This is a genomic window from Endozoicomonas atrinae, assembly GCF_001647025.1.
In the GTDB taxonomy this organism is placed as follows: Bacteria; Pseudomonadota; Gammaproteobacteria; order Pseudomonadales; family Endozoicomonadaceae; genus Endozoicomonas; species Endozoicomonas atrinae.
This window is the reverse complement of sequence record NZ_LUKQ02000024.1, coordinates 20185-39679: the sequence shown is the minus strand read 5'-3', so window position 1 is coordinate 39679 and position 19495 is coordinate 20185. Positions and strand designations below refer to the sequence as shown.

The 19495-nt window shown below is 47.3% G+C and carries 15 protein-coding genes; 10 read left to right on the top strand and 5 right to left on the bottom strand.

Annotated elements, in window-relative coordinates:
- Window positions 1–143: 143 nt before the first annotated feature.
- Together AK963_RS05445 and AK963_RS35095 are read left to right on the top strand one after the other, a co-directional pair.
- Window positions 144–842: a PTS system mannose/fructose/sorbose family transporter subunit IID gene (locus AK963_RS05445; protein ID WP_238593648.1), complete on the top strand. Its 699-nt coding sequence runs from the start codon at window positions 144–146 to the stop codon at window positions 840–842.
- Complete coding sequence (locus AK963_RS35095; RefSeq protein ID WP_238593647.1) at window positions 817–1014, top strand: PTS system mannose/fructose/sorbose family transporter subunit IID; 198 nt, start codon at window positions 817–819, stop codon at window positions 1012–1014. The genes AK963_RS05445 and AK963_RS35095 overlap by 26 nt, the downstream gene beginning before the upstream one ends.
- Before the next feature lie 54 nt (window positions 1015–1068).
- Here the strand turns inward: AK963_RS35095 and AK963_RS31815 are convergent, their stop codons facing one another.
- Window positions 1069–1566: a hypothetical protein gene (locus AK963_RS31815; protein WP_139117261.1), complete on the bottom strand. Its 498-nt coding sequence runs from the start codon at window positions 1564–1566 to the stop codon at window positions 1069–1071.
- 565 nt (window positions 1567–2131) lie between these two features.
- Here AK963_RS31815 and AK963_RS05435 point away from each other — a divergent pair.
- On the top strand, window positions 2132–3724 hold the full coding sequence (locus AK963_RS05435; protein WP_083232483.1) for a DUF3427 domain-containing protein: 1593 nt from the start codon (window positions 2132–2134) through the stop codon (window positions 3722–3724).
- A gap of 50 nt (window positions 3725–3774) precedes the next feature.
- Here the strand turns inward: AK963_RS05435 and AK963_RS05430 are convergent, their stop codons facing one another.
- Together AK963_RS05430 and AK963_RS35090 are read right to left on the bottom strand one after the other, a co-directional pair.
- Window positions 3775–4011: a hypothetical protein gene (locus AK963_RS05430; RefSeq protein ID WP_066014445.1), complete on the bottom strand. Its 237-nt coding sequence runs from the start codon at window positions 4009–4011 to the stop codon at window positions 3775–3777.
- A 203-nt stretch (window positions 4012–4214) separates the two neighbouring features.
- Window positions 4215–4376: a hypothetical protein gene (locus AK963_RS35090; protein WP_238593646.1), complete on the bottom strand. Its 162-nt coding sequence runs from the start codon at window positions 4374–4376 to the stop codon at window positions 4215–4217.
- A gap of 248 nt (window positions 4377–4624) precedes the next feature.
- On the opposite strand from AK963_RS35090, the gene AK963_RS05420 reads away from it, so the two are divergent.
- The 4 genes from AK963_RS05420 to AK963_RS05405 all read left to right on the top strand — a co-directional run bounded on the left by AK963_RS05420 (window position 4625) and on the right by AK963_RS05405 (window position 12494).
- The gene (locus AK963_RS05420) at window positions 4625–6265 is read left to right on the top strand and encodes a sulfatase family protein (RefSeq protein ID WP_175404444.1); all 1641 of its coding nucleotides are present in this window, start codon (window positions 4625–4627) and stop codon (window positions 6263–6265) included.
- A 65-nt stretch (window positions 6266–6330) separates the two neighbouring features.
- A complete protein-coding gene (locus AK963_RS05415; RefSeq protein WP_066014443.1) occupies window positions 6331–7872 on the top strand; it encodes a polysaccharide lyase 6 family protein in 1542 nt (513 codons plus the stop codon).
- A 144-nt stretch (window positions 7873–8016) separates the two neighbouring features.
- Window positions 8017–11028, top strand: a complete 3012-nt coding sequence (locus AK963_RS05410) for a chondroitinase family polysaccharide lyase (protein ID WP_083232481.1) — start codon at window positions 8017–8019, stop codon at window positions 11026–11028.
- 65 nt (window positions 11029–11093) lie between these two features.
- A complete protein-coding gene (locus AK963_RS05405) occupies window positions 11094–12494 on the top strand; it encodes a sulfatase-like hydrolase/transferase (RefSeq protein WP_066014442.1) in 1401 nt (466 codons plus the stop codon).
- 96 nt (window positions 12495–12590) lie between these two features.
- Here AK963_RS05405 and AK963_RS05400 read toward each other — a convergent pair whose 3' ends face one another.
- Entirely contained in the window at window positions 12591–13496 is a 906-nt protein-coding gene (locus AK963_RS05400) for a LysR family transcriptional regulator (RefSeq protein ID WP_066014449.1), read from the bottom strand.
- 180 nt (window positions 13497–13676) lie between these two features.
- On the opposite strand from AK963_RS05400, the gene iadA reads away from it, so the two are divergent.
- The 3 genes from iadA (at window position 13677) to AK963_RS05385 (ending at window position 17613) form a co-directional block, all read left to right on the top strand.
- Window positions 13677–14816, top strand: coding sequence for a beta-aspartyl-peptidase (iadA, locus tag AK963_RS05395; RefSeq protein ID WP_066014441.1), 1140 nt, complete (start codon window positions 13677–13679; stop codon window positions 14814–14816).
- Window positions 14817–14987: 171 nt separating this feature from the next.
- Window positions 14988–16343 (top strand): C4-dicarboxylate transporter DcuC, encoded by a 1356-nt coding sequence (gene dcuC, locus AK963_RS05390; RefSeq protein ID WP_066014440.1) that lies wholly within the window; start codon window positions 14988–14990, stop codon window positions 16341–16343.
- A 106-nt stretch (window positions 16344–16449) separates the two neighbouring features.
- Window positions 16450–17613 (top strand): amidohydrolase, encoded by a 1164-nt coding sequence (locus tag AK963_RS05385; RefSeq protein ID WP_066014439.1) that lies wholly within the window; start codon window positions 16450–16452, stop codon window positions 17611–17613.
- Between the two features lie 93 nt (window positions 17614–17706).
- On the opposite strand, the gene AK963_RS05380 is transcribed toward AK963_RS05385, so the two are convergent.
- Entirely contained in the window at window positions 17707–19494 is a 1788-nt protein-coding gene (locus AK963_RS05380) for a DUF4955 domain-containing protein (protein ID WP_066014438.1), read from the bottom strand.
- Window position 19495 lies beyond the last annotated feature (1 nt).

Here is a 19495-nt window from a genome sequence, read left to right as displayed (position 1 = left end):
GAAAATCAACATCATTAAAACCTTCGGGTAGCTGTGGTCGACGAGACATCTGTTCTAGATAATGCATGGTAATGATGCCTAAGCATAGTTGGCGGCAGCTTAAGGATTTAGAAAATGCGATTGGTATTAATACTGAAGCGGCCATGAGTGAAAAGGCCGAACGCATGCTCAATAAGGCACAGGAAAGCAGCAAGCTGGACTGTGATGAATACCAGGATCAGTCACTGGGTGAAGCGCTGACCCGTGATGACATCAATAAAATGGCCATCCGTTCACTGGCACTGCAGGCTTCATTCAACTATGAGCGTATGCAGGCGGCAGGCTGGTTGTATGGACTGAATCCTGGCTTACGGAAGATTCATAAAAACGACACCGATATGAGTCGTTCCATGCAACTTCATATGGAGTTCTTTAATACACACCCATTTCTGGTGTCTTTCATTATGGGGGTGGTGCTGGCGATGGAGCGCAGTAAAGAGCGTCTCTCTGTCATTCGTGCCATTAAAGTTGCCATGATGGGGCCACTGGGTGGTATTGGGGATGCACTGTTCTGGCTGACTCTGCTGCCAATCTGCGCGGCTCTCGGGGTATCGCTGGCCATGGAAGGCAGTATCATGGGGCCGATTCTGTTCCTGCTGCTTTTTAATGCGGTCCATTTTGGCCTTCGTTTTGGTCTGGCGCATTATGGTTACAATGCCGGCTCAAGAGCGATCAGTGCGCTGAAGGAACATACTCAGAAATTTTCCCACGCGGCGACGATTGTCGGCCTGACTGTGGTGGGTGGGTGGGTTGATTGCTACCTTCGTTCGGTTGCAGATGACTGCGGTGGTGGAAGTCGGTAAAGCAAGTATTAGTCTGCAGGAAGACCTGTTTGACCCGATCATGCCAAAACTTCTGCCATTGGCGTTTACCATGGTGATCTTCTACTTCGTGAAGAAAGGCGTTTCTCCACTGAAGATTATCGGGGGGATTGTGGCAATGGGACTTGCCGGTTCTTATTTTGGCATCTTATAAATTGCTGCAGTTATCTGGAGGCTGCTCTAAAGGGGCCTCCATGTTCTAACACATTTAAATTGTAAACTTCTTTTTAACAATTGGGTTTAGATAGGTCTCAACCAAATTTAACATCTCGTATACTCTGTAACTTTCTGCATCTTCAGTCATTCTGTTTTCGGCTTGCAGCTTTTTACAGAGTTTACCGAGATCCGATCTTTCTTCCATTATGATCGCTTTGGCACTGAGGTTGGAGCCATACATTGAAATACCTTTAGGAAGGTGGTGAAGGTTATTACATACAAATCTGTACAATTTGTATACCGACTGCGCATCTCGTCTTGTAGATGCTGACTGAGGCAGAGTTGGTAGCTCAGTATCTTTATCATCTTTTGGTTTTAATACAGAGCTTGATGATGAACTGTGTATATCATACGAAGAGATATTCCGGGACTCTCTTGTATGACACGAAGAGTCTGGAATGAATGGTTTGGCGAGAGGGTTTAATGGCTGTGCCTGATGCCCTGTAGGTAAGGGTTTTAGAGGGATATACTTGTTTCCCAAAGCATTCATTATAGGTCACCAATATTCTCTATCATTTCTTGTTGAGACAATCACTTTATTAAGATCGTTCCATTGAAGTGCGATATAAGGCTTTGGTACAAGTAACCCCCATTCCCTCGCTCCATCGTGGCAATGAATGATCTGGTGTAAAAATAGAACACATTCACATTTATTCGCTGTTAGTACCATAGAATACCTGGCTTCTACAGATCTAGAGAATGATACTCAGGTTGTTTTCCAAAGCTTTGACAGCATTTGACATTTTTATTGAACAGGTTGTTCATTTGATAGGGGGCATGAAAGTTAACAAATAAAAAACTTTTGTCGTATTACTTATGATTATGCAGTACCAGTTGATTCTGAGTCCGTTCTGACTGGCGTGCAGGTGTTCTAAAACTTGAATAAAAAAACTGATCGTTAAACATAACCTGGTAGAGGAACTTTTTTATTGTCAGTTTGTCCAAATCAGAGATATCACGATGTCCGACCAACCTGTTTTCCTTGAAAATTCGAACATCACTTAATAATTTCAGTTTTTAAAACTGGATGAAAAAATTATTGCCAAGGGGTTATAATGGATTCTCTTCCGAATTTTTCAACGCATCCAGTACCTTCACAATATCCACATAAGACATCACCAACCCATGAAACAAGTTCACAGGAATCGAAAGTAGAAAAAGTTGAACCCAGTAAAGGATTACAATTATCAAGATATATGGAAGCATTTACTGCTGAAAATGTGAAAAAGATGTATCTTGAATCTCGAAGAGCTTCTTCTCTGGCCGTGAGGCCTGAGGGTGATCCTGCATCCAGTACGGGGAAAACTCGGAAAAGGCCCACAGAGAGCATGGATATCACTACTCCAGTAGATCGGAAAGTGTTAAAGGTGAGTGTTGATAAATTAGAATATCAACCTACTCACTTTAATATTGCTAACCAACACCCGAAGGATGAAAATGATGCGGCCGAAAGAAATAAAATACTTGGCTATCTGGATGGACGCTTGGATAGAGACAACCATGGTCCGCTGATCCAGCAGGGAAATAGTCTGCATGAGTTCTGCAGAGAATTCGATGAAAGCATAAAGGGTGTATTAGAATACCTGCAAAGCTTAGAGGATTTTAAAAATTTCAAAGATGATACAGGTTCCTTTATTGGTTTTGGTTTTTCTGAGTATTCAAATACTCAGGAAAAACATAACCCAAATATACAGTCTAAATCAGTTGCACGGTTTTCCACTCCTAAACACTTACAGAAATTACAGGAAAAAAATGAATTTTTACCAGTTTTCTCTGTTATTAAGGAGATTCATCCTGAACTTGATATTCTCATGGTTGACATACTCCGCCAAGATTTTAGAGAAGGGGGTAATGGAGCAACTGATTTTTCATGGCATCAAGATACAGCATCTTTAGATAACCCAGAAGGTCTGGATATAAAAAGGACATTTATTCTGAAACTGACTGAGGGCGAGTCTGCCATGCAGATTGCTGGCAAGCCGATAACTAATTATGGTAGAGGTGCTGGAAGCTGGATTGATTTTCATGCAGGAGCTTTTCACAGAAGTATTGTAGTAAAAGGTACTTGTCATTATAAAATTGTGTGTTTTCTTGGTAATAAACCAGACTCTGATATTGCTTCAGGTTCCCCCGGAGAATGTGCTGGTCATGCATTAAAACCGTCCCGAGACTCGGATGCCGTATCTGGCGATGGGGAGCGCTTTACTCTTTATCAAAGCTATAAACGGAGTGAGATTCAACATTTATCTGGTGATAGAGGCAAACCAGGTTCATGGCGAGAGGGTGTAAAACGTGTAGACCACGACTATTACCTGTTTGTTAACCTGAAAAAAGACGAAAAAGTTGATGACCGACTCCGATATAAAGACTATTTTGAAGACTCTTGCACATTTCACTGGCAGAGCCAGAATCAAACCTCCCATAGCTCTTCTGTTGGTCAACGCTTCATCAATCACAGAAGGGATGACTACAGTATTAATCTTTTTGTTCGGAAGAAAGTGAAGGATAGGAATGTTACTTTACCATTTATGTACATAGGAAAAGCTGATTATTTAAGTAGTACCGGTGGTAAACCAATGAATATCATCTGGAAATTGCATAACACTGTGCCTCCAGATATCTTTAAGAGTCTAACTCATAGTGAGTAGCACCCACATATTATTTAAAAAATCCAGTCTGATTTTTTGATTGATGAAAATTACATCAGTGTTAATGAGACTATCAAATAAAAAAACTTTGCCATGGGGATCATAGTAATAAGGGTTATCATGCTTACTGTGGGTGCCAAAGGCATACCAGAAATAAAATCTCTGACATCTTTTGGTGGTGCATAGGAATCCATACTGATGGATACCCGTTTTTCTTTTCTGTCAGGCTCACTTTCAACAACATGTTTTCCAGAATTCGCAGGATCATTAGGCGACGGTTTATCCAAGTGCCATTTGCCGATTTAACCACTTTCTTAACATCATTGATTGTTTCTACATTTCTAAGTAGCTGGCCACACACTGGGAGAGCACCATGCTGTGTTCTGCGAAAGTGTCCAGATTTGGTGTGTGTACAGGATCTGATGTTCCGTTCAGACAGCCTCTGTACTGATCCTTCTGCCAGAACCCCATAGTCTGACGCCGATGCTGGTCAGTAAGGAAGAAAACAATATTTGGGTTTTCTCTCCTTGCTGGCTGGTTCAGGTGCTTTTTGGACAATACTCGGGCTGGCCGACAGTCCGCCAGCTGCTGTTGCCAATCCAGCCGTTGCCAGCAAGGCGCCAGCTTTGAAAAAGTCCCTTCGATTGGCCATATAAAGAACCGGTAGACGCTGCAAGTAATGCGCAAAAATACTCAAGGAAGAATACTCAGACTTTGATAGCCGTCAATCTGAGGGTGTTTAATCTGAAAGTTTGTGTTTTGTTTCTCTTTCTTGTTGTTTGCTTTTTTGTTTCGATATTTTTCGTAATTCGATGGTCGTTGATTGGAGTCAATAAACGAAAATATTTACAAAGTAATATGAAAGTCTGTTAGAAAGACATGGGTGAGCGCAGTAAAAAAATGACCAATCGCAGAGATTTCCTTAAAAGAAGTGCTGCACTGGCCGCAGTAGCAGGTACGGCTTCCGTGTCCGGTATGCTTGCCGGCTGCAGTGGAACAAGCCAGACAGTAACCGCTGACAGTAAAGCAGGAACACCTGAACAGGAAAGCAAGCGTCCAAACATTGTCTTTTTCCTGGCTGACCAGCATCGCCGTCAGGCTTTAGGGCTTTGGCAAAAACCTCAGTACGCATCTTACCTGAATGGGGCTTCCGATCCGGTTCATACTCCAGTCATTGACCAGTTTGCTCAGCAGAGTCTGGTACTTTCCCAGTGCTGTTCATCCACTCCGGTCTGCAGTCCACACCGGGGCATGCTGTTCAGTGGTATGTTTCCTCACTCGAATGGAGTTCCATGGAACTGTCGTGTAGATCGTGACTGGGGACTGATTCGTGATACCGAGTCTCTGGCCAAGGTTCTGGGCAGAAACGGTTATTCCTGTGGTTACATTGGCAAATGGCATCTGGATAAACCAGAGCCCAATGATCCCGCCAACCCAGGTAAATATGTAGCGGAAAGCTCACCGAACTGGACTGGGCCTATTGAGCACAGCATGGATTCCTACACACCGCCAGAAGACCGTCAGGGTTTTGACTTCTGGTATGCCTATGGTACTGACGATGACCATGCCAATCCTCATTACTATGATAATGATGGTAAACGTCATGAGCCTTGTATCTGGGCAACCATCCATGAAACGGATGTTGCAATCGATTATCTGAAAAACACCAGTAACCAGCGTGATTCAGACAACCCATTCTGTCTGTTTGTCAGCACGCATCCTCCACACCCGGATTATGCGGATCTGGAAGACACTGACCCTGAGATGTATCACAAGCATTACTCTCCGGAAAAAGTGGCGAATGTGGACGATCTTCTCAACCGTCCTAACCGGCATAACGATCAGTTGCCCATGAAAATGGTTTACAGCAGCAATGAACAGCTGATGAAAGGTAAGCCGGGCAAAGGGCTGAGTACAGAGGTTGTTCGCTATTACTATTCCAGTATTTCCGGTGTAGACCGTCAGTTCGGCCGGTTGTTAAAGACGCTGGATGAGTTGGGTATGTCTGAAAATACCATCGTCGTTTACACCTCGGATCATGGTGAGATGATGGGCAGTCATGGCCTGATGTCCAAGAGTACCGCCTATGAAGAAGCGCTGGGTATCCCGATGATTGTCCGTTACCCAGAGACGATCAAGCCAGGCGTTAACGATGTATTGATGGGGTCTATGGACTTCATGCCTACGCTGCTTGGCCTTGCCGGTCTGAACAGCGAAATACCAACATCGGTTGATGGACAGGATCTGACGCCTCACTTACTGGGTACCGCTGCAAAGGAAAGCCGTCCAACATCGATTCCTTATCTTCTGCATACCGAACAGAAAGGCCTTCGCACAGATCGTTATACCTTTGTGATCAACAAGGAAGGTGAAGGGGTTCTGTTTGATAACAGCAGTGACCCATATCAAATGAACAATCTGTTTGGTTCGGAAAAAGAGGTAGTGAAGAAACTCGGCAAGGAACTTGGTCAATGGCTCCGCAAGGGCGATGACCTCTGGTTTCAGATGCGGATCAATAAAGACCTGATTGATTACGTTTGATAAGCAGTACCTGACCGGCATTCCCCGGTCAGGCTCCTTCCCTTTATGAGTATCCAGTGAATTACATGTACTTGAAGACATCTCTGGTCATTCTGACAGCCACAATCAGTCTGCTTTCTGGCTGCGCTACTGTAGAGGAAAGCAATAACCAGCTTTCGCCTGCATCATCTGTTCAGGCGACGGTCAATGAAGTGGTTGTCAGTACACCGGAGGAGTTGGTTAAAGCCATCAGCCGTCTTCGAAAAGGGGGAACCGTTCTTCTTGAGAGCGGGGATTACGCTGACTTGAACCTCCGCCTTTCCCGCGCTTACCGATCACAAAGCCCGTTGCTGATCAAGGCTAAGAAAGGTGGAAGTGTTTTTATCACCGGTGATACAGACATTCAGATTACCGGTAAGCATATTACGTTGTCCGGGCTTACCTTTGAGCGTGGTACCCGTTCAGGCAGTAAAGCCGAACTGATTTACATGGAGGGTGAACACAACCGTATTACCCAGAGCCTGTTCAGGGAGGTTGATGACCTGGAAGGTGTCTGGGTTCAGATGAATGGTCGCCATAACCGTATTGATCACAGCTGGTTCGAGGGTAAAACCAGCGGACAGAGTTACATCAATATGGATATTGAAGAGAATCGGCCTGTTTATCACCAGCTTGATCATAACTACTTTACCCGCCCTCCACTGGGTAAAAACGGCGGCTCTGCTTCCCGGGTAGGGCATGGCTCCATGTACCTGGACAATGCCCGCATCCTGTTTGAATACAACCTGTTTGATGATGAAAGTGGCGAGAGTGAAGTTATCTCAGCGAAAAGCAGTGAGAACATCTTCCGCTATAACACGTTCAAAAACTCCCGGGGGCATCTGAGTCTCCGCCAGGGTGAGCGGGCTCTGGTGTACGACAACTACTTTATTGGTACAGGTGAAGACAAGCATGGCGGTCTTTTTGTCAGGGGTGAAGGTCATGTGGTGTTTAATAACTATTTCCACAATCTGAATCCAAGACCCAGATATAAAGAAGAAGGTGCAGTCTCCTTTGGTGCTGCTACCGGAAGTTATGATGGCAGCCGTTCGGATAAAGGGCTGAATGGCCGTCACTTCCCCATTACCCGAAATATTCTATTCGCTAACAATACCATCATAGAGCCTGGAGACTTTGGCATTGTGATTGGTTCCCAGTTTGGCAGTCGTGATCGCACACTGATCCCCGATAGCCTTTATCTGCTAAACAATCAGCTGGCCGGTGCAAGACGACAGTCGGTCCTTCAACTCGACGGTGCGAAAGACATTGTCTGGCGGGCTAACTTCAGCAGTGATGCCATCAAGGGGCTTGAGGAGGAGGGTGTGGATTCCGTCCGAATAGTGGTTGCAGATGGCCCCTTTAAGCTGCCCATGCCCGTTGAAGCACAGCCAGGTGTCAGTGGTAAAGATCTCAGTGCTTACCTGAACAAACTGAACCTGGATATGACCTGGGAAGAAAACCGTCGCATTGTCGATCGTATCGTGAGTCACCCGGCAACAGCCGGCTTCTCAGTACCCAGAAGTCCTGAGAACCGTCCCGTTTATCCGCTTACTAAAAGCGATGTTGGGCCTCAATGGATGATTCATTGAGGTTCATGTAGTGCCTGGCTGTGAATCCTCACAGGCCAGGACGTTATAAAGTCAGTTCACAATAACAGCAGAACCGGCCCGGGTCCTTGTACAGCATTCAAGAAAGGAACCCAGGCTTTGAGCACAAGGCTCGTGGGAGTAAACATGAAAAGACCCGGAAGAATGACCCGTCTGGCCACCTCCATCTGTATGGTGACTGGCATGCTGGGAGGAATGTACAGCCTGAATGTTATGGCCAGCGGTGAGCTGACCAACAGCGAAAAGCTCAGGGCACAGATTGTTTCCTTTGAGGAAGCAAAGGTACCTGCGTGGGCAACGGCCAAATCCGGCAAGTTGAGCATGGACAGCCGTTATTACATCAATGGTCGCCAGGGCATGCGATGGGACTGGCAGCCGGGAGATGTACTGGAACTGAAACTGCCAGAGCCTTTCCGGGTTTATCCGAGAAAAGAGGCATCCGATGCCTATGGTCGTAATGCGATCTCTCTCTTCTCTGCATGGCTTCATAATGACCAGCCAATGGATGAGACCGTCCGTTTTGAGTTTGGTAATGGTAGCGGTACCAATGCCTCTTTTGAGATGAAACTGAACTTTGATGGCTGGCGCAGTCCGGGTCAGGGTTTTGACCGTGACATGAGTGGCAAGCCAGCCAGCACTATGGATACGGTGCGGATTATTGCGCCGAATACAGCCAAAGGTGGTACGTTCTATATTGATCGTCTGATGGTATCTATTGACGATGACCGTCGTCACTGGAGTGACTATCACACGACAACTGACAATAAAGTGCCGGAAATTGATTTTGGCATTCCTGATAACGTTCCGGCAGCAACTGCTGAGCAGCTGCAGGATATCCAAAAAATCAAAACTTCCCTTCAGAATTATTATGTTGGTCGCAGCAAGCTGACTGAAAAAAGCATCAACAAGGTTAGGGAAGATTTTGCTGATACTGAGCTTAAGCGTGAAGATGGCGTGTTGACCGGTCGCCATGTACTGACCGGGCAGCAGGTTAAAATCTACCAGCCAAAGCACCTTGATGCTGACGACAAGCTGCTGGTTAAGGATTACCTCATCTTCCGCCCTTATGCAGAATTGATGCTGAAGATTGGCCAGATTTATCACAAAACTGATGCTGCTGCTCTGAAGAAAGAGATGGCAGACAAGTTTGTGATGATGAGTGAGCACCTGTACAACCAGGGCTTCGTTGCCGGCAGTACGCTGGTGACCAGTCACCACTGGGGATACAGTGGTCGTGACTGGTATACCTCCATGTTTGTCATGGAAGATGTGCTGCGTGAAGCGGGTCTGCTTGATGATGCCTATGATGCGTTGATGTGGTATTCCCGTGAGTTTAAAGACAGCTTTGATATGGAGCTGAATAAAAAAAGCTCCAACCTGGACTACTTCAATACGCTGTCACGTCAGCACCTGATCATGGTGCTGCTGGAAGAAGACCCTGATCGTCGTGTTGCACTATTGAACAAATTCAGCGGCTTCATTTCCGGAGCCCTGGCTCAGACTCCGACTGGTGAATACGATGGTTTGCGTCCTGATGGCACCGCCTTCCGCCATCGTGGCAACTATCCGGGTTACTCTTTCCCTGCTTTTGTCGGCATGGCTCATGTTGCTGAATTGCTTTCTGGGACCGGGTTTGAACTCACACCTGAAGCCAGAAAGAATGTCAAAAATGCCTTTATGGCAGCCCGTAACTATGCCAACCCTCAGATTGGCATGGGTATCAGTGGTCGTCGTCCATTCAAGGGCAGCAACGTACACGGAATTAAAGAAATTTATCGCATGCTGGCTCTGGCCGGTAATGCTGAAACCGGTGAACCTCTGGATGCAGAGCTGGCCGCTACGTATCTGCGTCTGGCTGAGCTGGACGAAACCGCCAGCGTTTCCCTGTTTGGTGAAAAGGTGATGCCGGAAGCCATGCCCCAGGGACACTGGAGTTATAACTACGGTGCTTTTGGTGTTCACCGGTTTGGCGACAAGATGGTCACTCTCAAGGCCTTCAATAAATACGTCTGGTCATCCGAGATTTATCACAATGCCAACCGTTATGGTCGTTACCAGAGTCATGGCAGTGCCCAGATTATCCCGATGGGTGATCGGCCCGAGCTGAGCCGTGCGGATAAAGGGTTTGATGAGAATGGCTGGGACTGGAACCGTATGCCGGGTGCTACCACCATCCATCTGCCGCTGGAGAAGCTGGATAGCCCTAAGAAGCACACGCTGATGCTACGCTCGGAAGAGACCTTCAGTGGCAGTGGTAATCTGGACAACCGCTATGGTGCCATGGGCTTCAAGCTCGGCCCGGTTCAGGACCTCAAGAACATCGACAGTAGTTTCGAAATGCTCAAGTCCGTGACGGCTATTGATAACCGTCTGGTCATGGCGGGCAGTGATATCAGCAATGATACGGAAGATCATTCAACTGAAACCACACTGTTCCAGCACGCGATCAATGATCGTGTCCATGAGCTCTGGGTAAATGGACGACTGGTGAAAGATTTTCCATTCCAGGCAACTTTGGGTCAGGGTGACTGGCTGATGGATGGTCATGGTAACGGTTACCTGATTGTCAGTGACAGCAAGGTGGAAGTTCGTCGGCAGCATCAGAAATCCCGCCACAATGAGAACAAAAAGCCAACTGAAGGTGATTTCTCGGTGGCATGGGTAGACCACGGTGCAAATCCGGATGAAGCCGGCTACGAGTACATGGTCGTTCTGGATGCTACGCCTGAGAAAATGGCGTCGCTGGCCAAACAGGCCGATAGCGGTGAGCTGCCCTATAAGCACGAGCAGAAGCGGAACCTACACAAGACGTTTGATAAGGCTACCGGCATCTCCAGTTATGTCGCCTTCAGCTCAGCCCGTCCTAACGATGACTATGTTGTAGCGATTGGCACACCTTCCATTACCTTGTTGAAGGAGAATGGCAGTGGTCTGGATATCAGTGTTGCATCAACTGATATTAACCTGACCCGCGAAACGCACAGTGCGCCAGTCAAGGTTAACCTGACCGTAAAGGGGGCCTGGAAGACAGCAACTGAGATGGATAACGTTAAGGCGGTAGTCAAGGGCAGTCGTACGCAATTGGTCGTTACGGCGAAAGATGGTATTCCAGTTCAGTTCAAACTGACTCAGGGATAGTCCATTGTGTTGCAGGTTGGTGCTTCTGAAAGGGGGCATCAATCTGTCTGACAATAGAACAGTTTATGGCCATACTCAAAAAACACTTGCTGGCAGCAGTGATGAGCTGCTCCGTCCTGACGTCAGCTGCCGAACCATCAGACCTCCCTTCTTCCGCTTCCTCGAAACCGCCAAACTTTATTGTCATTCTGACTGACGATCAGGGCTATGCGGATGTCGGGTTTAACGGCAGTCAGGATATTGCTACTCCAAATATTGACCGGATAGCCGACGAAGGCACCCGGTTCACCAATGGCTATGTCACCTTTTCGGTGTGTGGTCCCAGCCGTGCCGGGCTATTGACCGGACGCTACCAGGACCGTTTTGGTTTTGGCCGTAACCCGGTGATTGACCCAGCTGATCCACGTGCGGGCCTGCCGGTATCGGAGAAAATGATCTCTGAAGTACTGCAGCCGGTAGGTTATACCTCGGCCATCATTGGTAAGTGGCATATGGGAGCACACCTGGTATTTCATCCCAATAAACGGGGTTTTGAATATTTTTATGGTTTTTTATCGGGCGGGCATCGTTACTTTCCTGAAGAGCTGACTGTCGACTCGATTGATGAAGCTGTGAAAGAGAATGCTTGGTATCGAACAAAGATCATGCAGAATAACCAGCGTATTGATATTGATGAGTACCTGACTGATGAGCTGTCCAACGAAGCGGTCAGCTTTATTGAACGGGAGCAGGATAATCCGTTTTTCCTGTACCTGGCCTACAATGCGCCTCATACGCCATTACAGGCGACAAGTGAGTATCTGAAACGGAATCGACACATCAGGGATAAAAATCGTCGTACCTATGCAGCCATGATAACAGCGGTGGACGACGGTGTTGGCCGGGTGCTTGATACGCTTGAACAGCTGGATATTGACGACAACACCCTGGTGTTTTTCCTGTCAGATAATGGCGGCTCGCGGAAAAATGCTTCAAAGAATGCACCGTTAAGAGGGAATAAAGGTGAGTACTTTGAAGGAGGAATTCATGTGCCGTTTGCCGTCAGCTGGCCGGGAGTGATCCCTTCCGGTGTTGATTATCATCATCCGGTCAGTTCTCTGGATATTATGGCGACATTGGCCAGTCTGGCTGATGCACCGATTTCCGAAGAGCGCCCATTGGACGGTGTTAATCTGATTCCGTATATCACAGGCAAATACAGCGGTTTGCCACACGAAGTACTATTCTGGCGAGGCTTTGACCAAGGCACTCTGGCGATGCGGCAGGGCGATTTAAAAGTGATGCATTCCAGGAAATACGGTGATCATCTGTATGACTTGAAAATGGACCCTGGTGAAAAGAATAATCTGGTTGAAGAAAATAAAGCGATGTTTTCCCGAAAAAAACAGCAAATGGAGGCATGGGCTGAAGAGCTGATCGATCCAGTGATTCGCCCTTTACGTGTTAATAAAAAAGAAAAAGGGTAGCGTTAAAAGAAGAGTTCTTATTCTTTGACTTGAATCAAAGACAGTTTTTATGTTTAAAAAAATAATCACTGTCTTTGATATCTATCACTGTTTTTATTATTGGGATATTGTTTTTATTGTTGACCAGAAAATATTGACAGCCTCTCTTTTTGATTCTCTTGATCGATAACAGACAATATCAAGAGGTATTTCAAACTTTTTTTCTCCAGGGAAAGCGGGAGTCAATATTCCTTTCTCCAACTCATCTTTAATGGCATGAGTCGGTGCCCAGGCAACACCTGCACCATTCACTGCCATTTTAATCAGGGATTCACTCAGGGTCGTTTCAAAAACCTGTTCAAATGTGAGTTTGTTTTCTTCCACTACTGAATTGACGACACCGTATAGGAAGGTCTGCTTTGAATAGGCAAGATAGGGTAGAGTCTTATAGTGGGAGATGTTTTTCCTGAGCTCCGGAGCTATAACGGGAATGATTCGAGTGGTAGAGACGAGCATGCGTTCCACCTTATCTTCAAGGATGTATGAGGGGCGCATGCCTTGGGTGTCATAGACAAATATAGTGTCGCAGGCGTTATCCAGCAATGCCTGAAAATGGTTGTCGATCCCCTGTATGGAAGGCGTCAGCGAAAAGTTCAGCCCCTCAAGCATCTTACCTGCCTTGTTAAACAGGTTTGGCAGAAGATTCAGTGCAAAGGAGTGCAGACAGACCACCCGTACAGAGTTATCCGTTCTGAGAGATGCCTGAGAAAAATCATTATTGGTTTCCCGTATGAGTTGCAGCATCTTTTCAACATAGGGAACAAACTTTTCACCATCCTCCGTCAGCTTTATTGGATAAGAAGTTCTGTCAAATAAAGGTACACCTACCCAGAGTTCCAATGCCTGGATACGTCGGCTGAAAGCGGATTGAGTCACATGTCTTGCTGTGGCTGCTGCCGAAAAGTTACCCAGCTCTTTCAGGCTTATAAAATCATCCAGCCATTTAAATTCCAGAGAAGACATTGAATCAATTACACCTATGTTTCCAATGAATAACATTATTCACAATTAGCAATGGAAAATAAAATACTTTTATAAAATGTAGGGGTATGCTCGATTTTATTATCAAACTGCTCATTAATTCTTACCTCTGCTTTTGATTATCAAAAGTGGTATCCACCTTTTATCAAGCCAAGAAATGTTATGTTTACCATTCTGAAAAATGCAAACCTCTATAAGCCAGAATATGCGGGTAAGGTCGATATCTTGCTTGGCCAGGGGAAGATTCTGGCAATAGAAACGGAACTGAGCATTACCGGTCTTGATACGTTAAAGGTTATTGATTGTAAGGGAAAGCCGGTAACCCCGGGTTTGATTGATCAGCACATTCATCTTACTGGAGGAGGTGGTGAAGCTGGCTTCAGTAGTCGTACACCTCAAGTAACGCTGACCAAACTGATAAAAGCCGGGACAACCACAACCGTTGGTGTACTGGGTACTGATGGCATCTCACGCTCACCAAAAGATTTGTATGCCAAGGCTGCGGCTCTGACAGCAGAAGGTATCACCGCTTACATGCACACGGGCTCCTACGAGGTGCCAACCAAAACAATTACCGGATCTATCCGTGATGACCTGACGTTTATTCCGGCCATTCTCGGGGTCAAGATCGCTCTGGCCGACCATCGAAGCTCTTTTCCAACCACTCAGGAACTGGCAAGAATCGTTTCTGATATTCGTATTGCCAGTCTACTGGCCGGTAAAAAAGGGGTGCTTCATATCCATATGGGGGGATTGCCACAGCCCTTTGGACAGGTTGATGAACTGATGGCTATGGGTATGCCTGTTCAGCACATCTCTCCGACACATGTTGCCCGTACAGAAAACCTTTTTGGTGAGGCGATCAAGTTTGCCCATAAGGGTGGCTTTATTGACATCACATCCGGCGGAAGCCGCTTTACCCCAGCGGAACAGGCTGTGAAGCTGGCCCTTGAATCCGGTGTATCCGCCAGCCAGATTACCATCAGCTCGGATGGTAACGGCAGCCTGCCAAAATTCAATGAGCGGGGGGAGATCAGTGGCCTTACCGCAGCTGCAGTGGACAGTAATCTTCTTTTATTACCACTGATGATTGATCAGGGCATCCGCCCGGACCAGGCCATTGCCATGATGACGGCCAATGTCGCCAGTTCCCTTGGCATCAACAAGGGACGCATTGAGGTTGGTCAGGATGCGGATATCTGTCTGTTTAATGACGATTTCACGCTAAACAGCGTCATCGCTAAAGGAAACGTGATGATGCACAACAATGAGCTGCTTGTTGCCGGCAACTTTGAAGAATAAATGGCAATGAGTGGCTGATGATTCGCTCTTTCCGGTAAGCGTTTCCTGTATCTGATTCTGCTACGGCTTTTGACGTCAAAAGCCGGGCTTTTTTACTGTCTGCTTTCCATCATTCCTGCGTGATAGCAGAGGGATAAGCGATAAAACATTCATAGTAATGGGGGATAATCTATGACGACGATGTTCAGTCTGGCCGTTATTTTTATTACGGGGTTCCTGATTTTCAGGAAATACAATCCACAGGCCGTACTTTTCTTTGGCGGCCTTCTGTTATTGATCGGTGCCATTGTTGGTGGAACCGGTGTCCCTCTGGTTGAATCTCAAAGCAGTGGCTCCATTCTTCTGGATCTGTTTACCTTTATCAAAGTGAAAATGAGTTCAACGGTTGCCGGGCTTGGCCTCTACATCATGGCGGTTGCGGGCTTTGCCAAGTACATGGATCACATCGGGGCGTCTCAGGTATTGGTTCAGGTTACTCTGAAACCATTGCAGAAATTTCAATCCCCCTACATGGTGCTGGCGCTGGGTTATCTGGCAGGTCAGTTACTCAATGTCTTTATTCCAAGTGCCGCGGGACTTGGTCTGCTTCTGATGGTTACGCTGTACCCAGTGCTGACAAAGCTGGGTGTGAGTAAGGTTTCCGCGGTCGCTGTTATTGCGACTTCTGCATGTCTGGACCTGGGGCCTGCCTCTGGTAACTCAGTCATGGCAGCTACTAACTCAGGCATGGATGTTACCGAATACTTTATGAACTACCAGTTCCTGGTGGGTGGTGTAACGGCGATTGCCATTGCCATTATGCATTTCTTCGTTCAGCGTTATTATGACGCCAAGGGTCATGGCGCTGAGTACTCACAGGATGTTGAAGTAGACGTTAAAGATAAAGAAGCACCTATCTGGTACTGCCTGCTGCCCCTAGTGCCACTGGTCCTGATTTTCACCTTCAGCAAGATGGTGGTTTCTTCGGTCAAAATTGATATTGCCACCGCGATGTTTCTTTCCGTGACCATTGCACTGCTTTGCGAAGTCATTCGCAAGGGAGCTAAAGATACTCTGGGCTCTCTGCTGGTGTACTTTGATGGCATGGGTAATGCGTTTGCCCGTGTTATTACCCTGATTGTGGCTGGCCAGGTATTTGCTCATGGCCTGAAAACCATTGGTATTCTGGATACCGCCATTAATGCGGCAACCTCAGCATCCATTCCTGTGGCTGTGCTGGTTGTCATTATGGTGGTTGTTATTGCCATGTTCTCTATTCTGATGGGTTCAGGTAATGCACCGTTCTTCAGCTTTGCTGCCCTGGTTCCGGATATTGCTGCCAAAGTGGGTGTTGGTCCTATTGCCATGCTGCTGCCAATGCAGCTGGGTTCTGGTATTGCACGCTCAATGTCACCTATTGCGGGCGTTATTATCGGTGTTGCCGGTATTGCTGGCGTCAGTCCTTTTGATATCGTCAAACGTACTGCTCCGGTGATGGTGGTTGCTCTGGTGGTATCTACCGGAATGTCCCTTCTACTCACCCTTTAATACAAGAATCCTTCTGGCTTCTTTCTTGCCGGCTGCGCTCACATCGCTTGTTGACGCGCAGCTACTGCAGGCCCTAATGCCATTCGTTTGAAACGGTATTCTTCCGATGATGATAAATAAGAACCTTATTGCCGGGATATCCAGAGAGATGGTTGACTATCGTCACGCCATTCACCGGTACCCAGAAGCAGGGTTTCAGGAGGTTCGTACTGCTGAACTGATTACCGGTGTTCTGAAAGAATCCGGGGCTACTATTACTGCCGGTTTTGGTAAGACCGGGCTGGTTGCCTCCTTTGAAGGTATGAACCCGGGACGGGAAATTCTGCTGCGCTGTGATATGGATGCCCTGCTTCTTGAAGAGGATACCGGGCTTCCATATGCCTCAGAAAATCCGGGCATCATGCACGGATGTGGTCATGATGGACATACTGCCATCATGCTTGGAGTTGCTTCTTACCTGGCAAAACATCGAGATTTCAGTGGCAAAGTTCACCTGCTTTTTCAGCCAGCAGAAGAAGGGCATGGCGGAGCACGCGAAGTCATGAAAAGTGGCCTTTTTGAACAATTTCCAAACATCGACTGTATCTATGGCATTCATAACTGGCCGGGGCTCGAGTCCGGGGCTATTGCCAGTCGTCCAGGCGCTCTGATGGCATGTGGAGGTTCCTGGAAAGTCATTATCAGGGGCTCTGGTGGTCACGGAGCCATGCCTCACCAGACAACTGATCCAACCATCGCCCTGGGTGCTGTTATTACCAGTATGCAAACCATCATCAGCCGGAATGTATCCCCGGTTGAGTCTGCGGTGCTGTCCATAGCGTATATCCATGCCGGTGATCCAAAAGTCAGGAATATTATCCCTGCTGATGTGATTCTGGGTGGCACCTGTCGTGCGTATGATAACGACATTCATTCCATGGTTTTCAAAAGGCTTGAAGAGGTAGCCCAAAAGGCGGCAGCAGTTTACGGTTGTGAGGCTGAGGTGGAGATAAAGTACGGCTATCCTGCTGTTGTGAACGATTTACAGAAGTTCAAAATTGCTGAAGAGGCAGCGAGGCTGACAGTCGGGGATCAATGGGATGGTGATATAAAGCCGGTCACTCCCTCTGAAGATTTTTCATTCTATCTGAATCACATTCCTGGAGTATTTGCTTTTATTGGCAACGGAGATTCTGCTCCTCTGCATACACCGAAATATGACTTTAATGATCAAATTATTCCTGTGGGTATGGAGTACTTTTTGAATATCATCAGCCTGGAATTGCAATAACCAGTTTGAGGATAGAACAGGGGGGGGTACCTGTTTCTTTTGTAGTGAGTTGCTCCCCAGCTATCGAAAGACTCCGGCCGGGGTATCAACTTTTTACTGCTTTTCCAGCCAGTTGGGCAATGCTCCCAACCGGTATTCCAGCTGCGCCAGAAACAGCGAATCCGGTAATACTGGCTGCCCATTGGACTCAACATAAGCCTGTGGCTCATCGGGCAGTGCCTTTTTATAGAGTTGTGGCTCTTTTCGGTTAATGTACCGGTAATAGTCCTGCTGACTGGCAAAGTGAACGGGTTTGCCATGCATTCCCACAACCACTGGCATAATCATGCGGCCAAATGCGGAAGGTCGCATAAACTCATAAGGCTCATCGCTGCTGTAGGCGACAGCGGTATTTTTTGGATTCCAGAACACCAGACCAGCCAGGTGGTTGGGCTGGTTTACCGTAGCACCACCCCAGCGACCATAAATCCAGCCACCCTCAGTGCGGTCAAACAGGTTGATCCGTGGCTGGGCTGCATGCAGGTCTGGAGAGGAGGTGCTTGAATACCAGGTGTCCAGGTGAACGTTGGAAGAGGAGTAGTGAGAAAAGCCCGGAGAGTGCCAGGTATCGGCTTCATCTCTGACATTCATGCTCAGATTGTTAAAAGAGCGCTGGAACTGCAGGGAAAGGTGTCCCGGATTCCCATGGAAGCTGATATCCATCACCGTAGAGTTCACGGTATCGGTCAGCTGCAGCCCCTGGTTAAAGTCCGTAAAGGTGACATTTTTCACCCAGCTGTTGGCGGATTTTCTGATCGTGATGAAACCCCATCCGCTGTCGTGTATGGCGGACTTATGATGTTTGAACTTCTCTTTCCAGTTCCCCCGGAAAGCCAGATTTTCCAGGCCAATCTCTTCGGTTCGGTCACTGCGGTAGACGGTCCATTTATCGCCGGGGTGAATATCCACCTGCACGGGAGCAGCCAGTATCAGAGTATTGCCATTGATCGCCGTGATCTGATGGATCTCCCGAAGCTCAAGACCCTGCTTCAGTTTCTTCATGCTGGGCTCAACACGGTAAGGCCCCATATGTTCTTGAATACGATCCGGTCTGGAAACGTTGGCAAATATTTCAATCCAGTCGCCTTCCTGAAGCCCTTCGGTTTTAGAAACCTGAATCTGCTTACTGGTGCCACCTTTTATAGGTTGTGTAATGGTACTAACCTTTTCGCGATGGCCGTCTCCCAGGGAAAAGAGTCTTGGAATGGAGTAGAGCTTCTTCGGATCCATCGGCAGATGAGGCTGATCCATATACAGTTCGGTTTCGCTGCCACAGCCCCTCAGAATAAAGTGGCTCTCCGTTACGGTAATGCTCTGGCTGGCCAGTGACTCCTTACTGTCGGGATCAATAAGAGCCATATCCGAAGACTCATTCATCCGGTAACGGCCTTTGGGAAACAGCAGTACGGCACCTTTTACACTGCCTTTCTGAATGGCTTTTTCGGCAACGGCAATGGCATCACGAACGGCGGCTTTATCGCTTTTACCATCATTGGGAATGGCGCCGTACTGGGTGACATCAAAAATGGTGTATCCGGTGGCGGGGTCAATAGTGGTTCCGGAGCTACAGCTGAATGCGTTGTTCAAAGTTGGCAGTGGCTGCTCACTTTGACGGTATCCAGCATAAGAAAAGTTGGTAACCACAGGCTGTGAAGCAGTGCTGAAGTCACTGGCCATCAAGTCTGAGTCTGGCGCCCGGGAATCCACCCAGGCCTGCCAGGTAGAAGACAGGTTTCCGGCTTTTGAGGTTGAATCTGACAGGTGTGCAGACGCTACGGCATGCCCGCACAGACTGATCATCAGCGTAGAGCCAATGGCCAGAGAGAGTACGTTGAGTTTCATA